Consider the following 5186-nt stretch of genomic DNA (forward strand, 5'->3'; position numbering starts at 1 on the left):
CCGGAGGGTCGGCATCCGCATTAGAACTTTCGAGGCCTGCTCGGGCTTCACTTTGTTACGGCCCATCGGTTCGCTCAGCAGCCCAAGGCCGCCTTTGTCGCAGGGCTCCGACCCAGCCAGTTACCCGGCCTTGCCGCCTGCCAGCTTCCGGACCAATCGACATTTATCCGGGTGAGACCCTCCCTCACTGATAGTTCGCGCCCTCGGGGCGCACGGTCATTCGCGTCATTTCCGCGATGCGGCTGTGGGTCCGCTTTACCCCTACGAACCGACATCGTCAGTTGATAGCAACCGATGTGCCCCCCTGCGCGGACAGCTCCGAGCACCCAACATTTGAGTGCTTAAAGTGCGGCCGTGCCGAAACACGTGGCCGCCGATCCCTTGAGCCGGGCACTTCCGCAATTCTGAGCGAACAGTTGCGCGCATCCGATCAAAGGCAATTCTAAGTGTTATTACGGATGTGTCGGTTAGCGCCGGAGTAACAAGCCTCGCGTTAGCATAGGCATATGACTTTGGCCGCTAGCCTACAGAGCACTTGCCCGAACCGCTCGTCGCGATCGATCAGCGCGAGGATTTTACAGATCGTTTTCTGCTTGGTTGCTCCGTGGATCCTTAGCTTGGCAATCGCTGGCTTCTACATCTACCAGAACGAGCGCGATCACATCACGAAAAGCACAATTGCCACCTCACGCGCACTGATGTCAGCACTCGATCGCGAACTGGCCAGCGCTACGCTGGCAGCGCAGGTCTTTGCTTCCTCGCCCTTTATTGCCGCCGACGACTTCGCGGCTTTTCATCGCGAGGCGACGAAAATTGCTCCAATGTTGCAGGCCAGCGCACTGGTGCTGGCCGACGCGACCGGCCAACAACTCGCCGATAGCTTTCTACCTTACGGTGAGGTCCTTCCCTTGCGGGGAAGTCTCGAAAATCTGCGCAAGGTATTCGAAACCGGTCAACCGTCCGTTTCTGACGTTTTCATTGGGAGTATATCGAAAAGAGCATCCATTGTGATCGAAGTGCCGGTGCTCCGGGACGGTCACGTCAAGTACACCATCGCCGTCGGTATTTTTACCGATCGGTTAGATGACCTGCTTCGTCGCCAGAAGCTCCCGCCAGATTGGGTCTCGACCATTGCCGACACTTCGGGCACCGTCGTCGCCCGTTCAAGCTCTCCAGAACTAGTCGGCACGCAGGCATTACCTGTACGCCTGTCCGCGACAACATCTTTGCGGTCGGGCATTCTCGAGACAGTTCGACGCGACGGTACGCCGATATTTCTCGGATTTAGCAGGTCCGATATCTCGAACTGGACTGTCGCGATCGGCGTACCAGTCTCGACCGCGTTCCACGACTTGAACTTGTTCCTATCGATCGGCCTCATCGGCGTGATTGGCGTCCTGATCGCCGGTTTCGGTTTGGCCTATTATCAGTCAACTCAGATAGCTCGGGCCGTTCAGTCCTTGATACCGCAGGCTCTTGCGCTTGGGCACGGCGAGGTGCCGCCCATACCGCGCCTTAGCGTTCGCGAAGTTGACGATGTAGCGCATGCGCTCAACCGTGCCGATCAGCTTGTGAAGAAGCGAACTGCTGAGCGGGATAGTGCTAAGACGAAAGAGGAAGAGGCAAATATTCTGACTGGCGTAATGACCGAATTTGTCAACAATGTTAGCCACGAGCTGCGTACGCCGTTGACTTCGATTGCCGCCTCACTCAGCCTCTTGTCTAGCGATTCTCTTCACCCATTGCGTCCGCCTGTCGCCCGTCTGGTGTCTCTTGCTCACAGCAACGCTCAACGTCTTGTGCGGCTCGTAAACGACATTCTCGATATCGCAAGACTAGAGTCTGGTAAGGTCCTTTTTCACTACACCTCGATTGAACTATTGATCTCAGTAGAACAAGCCATCGAGGATAATTGCGCGAGCGCGCAAGCGAAAGGCCTGTCGATACGGCTCGATGAGCGATCGCCCGGCTGCATCGTGCGGGCTGATGCTGATCGCCTCGTCCAAGTTCTGACCAATCTGCTATCCAATGCGATCAAGTTTTCTCCGCAGGGCGGAGAGATCGTGGTCTCAGTTGAAGACGCAAACGGCATGGGACGTGTGTCTGTACGTGACCACGGTTCGGGAATTCCGGACGAATTCCGGTCGCGCATTTTCGGAAAGTTCGCGCAGGCCGAAACCGGTGACGCGCGGCAGAAGGGAGGTTCTGGATTGGGCCTCAATATCGCTCAACAAATCGTAACGCGGCTCGCCGGCACCCTAACGTTCGAGAATGCGCCGGACAACGGAGCTATTTTTTGCTTGGAAATACCCCTGTCAGATAAACAGGCGAGTGAGATGGTCATGCGCGCGTACCATTCTGCGGCCTGACACGCCAGCTCTGCTCCATGCGAAATAACAAAACGAGATTCCGGGATAATTCACGTTTGTCCGGCCGACAGGCAATCGAGATGTCGTCGCGCAAACATAGTTGAAACCTTGAAGTTGCGTCGACGCTATCTCTGTTCCTCGAAACTAATTCTGGTAGCGATAGAGTGGCCCTCTCGATAAGGCAGCTCGACCAATCCCAACCAGAAGTCCTCAAGTCTCCGAACCAGCGCCCGGTAGGCATCCAGGTCAACCGGCTTGACGATGTAGCAGTTTGCGCCGAGATGATAGCAGCTGGTTACATCCTTTTTTGAATTAGACGAAGAAAGAACGACGACTGGAATACGTCGAAGTTCGTCATGGCTTTTGAGGACGGCGAGGACTTGGCGACCATCCTTCCGAGGCAGGTTGAGGTCGAGCAATATCAGGGTTGGTTGGCCGGGTTCCGACCAGTTTCCGACGCCGTTCAAATAGTCGAGCGCTTCCACGCCGTCGGTCGCCACGGACAATTTTATATCAAATTTTGTCGCGGAGAGCATTTCGCGCGTTAGATCGACGTCGGCGGCGTTATCCTCAACGAGTAGTACATTGATTGTGCCGGTCATGGGGACTTCCCTGCGTGGCTGGAATTGTGAAGTAAAAGGTGGTTCCGACTTTCAGTTCGGAGTCGAACCAGACGAGGCCACCATGGCGCGTGATAATCTTCTTAACAATGGCGAGCCCGATCCCGCTGCCCTCGTATAGGCTGCGCTCGTTGAGACGCTCAGACATAAGGAACACTCGCTCGGCATATTTCTTTTCGATCCCGATGCCATTGTCGTTAACGTGAAATACCCACTTGTCGCCCTCTCGCTTAGCGCCGACTCGGACGTGGGGTGAGCACTCGCCGGAGAATTTCAGCGCATTTCCAATCAGATTTTGGAAGATTTGCGCGAGCTGCGTGGCGTCGGCAAACACGGCGGGTAACTCATCACAGTCGATCTTAGCATGACTCTTCTCGATGGAGGCGTCCAGGTTCGCCAGCGCAATCTTCAATGCGACGTCGGATTTCACGAGCATTGGCAATTCCGCCTCTGAATCGACGCGGGAGTAACTGAGTAAATCCTGAATGAGCCGCTGCATGCGTTTGGCGCCGTCGAGGACGTAGAGAATGTATTTTTCTACTTTTTCGTCGGAGCGGCCGTTGTAGTATTCGGCAATGAGTGAGGTATAGGTTGAGACCATTCGCAATGGCTCTTGCAGATCGTGAGAGGCGACATGCGCGAACTGCTCGAGATCAGCGTTTGAGCGTTCTAGCTGCTCGCTCCGATTGGCGAGCTCCTGGGTGGCTCGTTTTCGCTCACTGATATCCGTAATCGCACTAAGGATCATCAGACCCTCGTTGGTCTGGATGGGGTTCAGACCGATCTCGATCGGAATTTGGGTTCCGTCCTTGCGCACACCGTAAAGGTCGCGGCCGATACCCATCCGACGTGCTTTCGGCGCAGCGACGAAATCCTTACGAAGCTTCGCGTGTCCGGGGCGCGGCATTGCCGGAACAAGAATATCGATGGATCTTCCGGACAGCTCTTGGCGTCCGTAGCCAAACAGCCGTTCCGCCTCGGTATTGATGAGCACGATTTTGCCGTCAGCATCGGTCATAATCATGCCGTTGGGACAAGCTTCGACAACCAGCCGAAATCTCTCATCTGACAATTTGCGCTCGGTGATATCCGTAATCGCGCTAAGGATCATCAGACCGACCTTGGTCTGGATGGGGTTCAAACCGATCTCAACCGGAATTTGGGTTCCGTCCTTGCGTACGCCGAACAAATCTCGGCCGACGCCCATCCGACGTGCTTTCGGCTCCGCCACAAAACTGGCGCGAAGGCCGCCATGGTGCGGACGTGCCGATGCCGGAACTAGAATATCGATTGACTGATCGACAAGTTCATCTCGGTGATAACCGAACAACCGTTCAACCTCGGCATTAATCAACACAATTTTGCCTTCGGCATCGGTCATAATCATGCCGCTGGGACAAGCTTCCACCGCGAGACGGACGAAATCTTCTGAAGCGATCCGTTCTGGCATGTCAAAAACGTCCCTTCGCCGAGGATTGTTTTTCGTGCTCGGTGTCGCGAAACTCAAAAGCGAATCAAGGAGGAGCAAGTTCGGGGTAGCACGAACCCGTGCAGGAATGCGCTAAATACGCGGCCTCGGAATCGCGCATTCGATCGCGTCCCGGACTCAGCCTGAGCGGACATCCACGCGAGGTTAAAGGAAAAGCTCGCGATAATGCGTGTACGCGCACAGCCCTAAGGCCGAAGCGGCTCGGTCATCAACGGAAGTCGACAAGCGGTAGCGTCAGCTTTATGCCAATGCGCGACAGGTGGACGTCGGTCCGGTCTCGAGACCGATGCGTACTGCATCCGGCGCCTTTGATCTCACGTAAACCGAGATCGCCTCAGGATCTGAATCGACCACGCCCTCTCGCACGACCGACCCCGTCTGATCCACCACGCAGATTGATGTCTGCTTCAACGATACGTCCAGTCCGACATAGCATTCCATTGCCGCTCTCCATCGTTGCGAGGCCACATGAGGCTGGCCTCATACGTTCCTGGAGAGCTGATTCCCTTGCCTTTGTCTGGCTCTATCCCGGAATTACCCCATGTTGCAGAAGTCGGCTGCACCGATGGGTGCGCGGCAGTCATCTGGCTGAGATCGCCCGGCTTTGATCTGCCGGCGTTGACGCTCTCTACGCAACTTCGACGCTACGCAGTGCGCTGGACCAGATATGGCGGCGGCCGGGCAACCAGGGATGCGAGCCGGCGCAGG

At 55.9% G+C, this 5186-nt stretch carries 4 protein-coding genes; 2 read left to right on the forward strand and 2 right to left on the reverse strand.

What is annotated here, in order from left to right; genetic code table 11:
* Positions 1-617 precede the first annotated feature (617 nt).
* Positions 618-2369, forward strand: coding sequence for a sensor histidine kinase (locus ABSE61_RS35805; protein ID WP_423875884.1), 1752 nt, complete (start codon positions 618-620; stop codon positions 2367-2369).
* Positions 2370-2494: 125 nt separating this feature from the next.
* On the opposite strand, the gene ABSE61_RS35810 is transcribed toward ABSE61_RS35805, so the two are convergent.
* Together ABSE61_RS35810 and ABSE61_RS35815 are read right to left on the reverse strand one after the other, a co-directional pair.
* Complete coding sequence (locus ABSE61_RS35810) at positions 2495-2971, reverse strand: response regulator (RefSeq protein WP_423875885.1); 477 nt, start codon at positions 2969-2971, stop codon at positions 2495-2497.
* A complete protein-coding gene (locus ABSE61_RS35815; protein WP_423875886.1) occupies positions 2940-4439 on the reverse strand; it encodes a sensor histidine kinase in 1500 nt (499 codons plus the stop codon). The genes ABSE61_RS35810 and ABSE61_RS35815 overlap by 32 nt, the downstream gene beginning before the upstream one ends.
* Before the next feature lie 507 nt (positions 4440-4946).
* Between ABSE61_RS35815 and ABSE61_RS35820 the strand changes: the two genes are divergently transcribed.
* A partial coding sequence (locus tag ABSE61_RS35820) for a hypothetical protein (RefSeq protein ID WP_423875887.1) occupies positions 4947-5186 on the forward strand: 240 nt, incomplete at its 3' end.

Source organism: Bradyrhizobium sp. (assembly GCF_049519115.1).
Taxonomy (GTDB): Bacteria; Pseudomonadota; Alphaproteobacteria; order Rhizobiales; family Xanthobacteraceae; genus Bradyrhizobium.

Excerpts from the sequence above, each read along its gene's own strand:
- ABSE61_RS35810 (WP_423875885.1), bottom strand. The coding sequence starts at position 2,971 with ATGACCGGCACAATCAATGTACTACTCGTTGAGGATAACGCCGCCGAC.
- ABSE61_RS35815 (WP_423875886.1), bottom strand. The coding sequence starts at position 4,439 with ATGCCAGAACGGATCGCTTCAGAAGATTTCGTCCGTCTCGCGGTGGAA.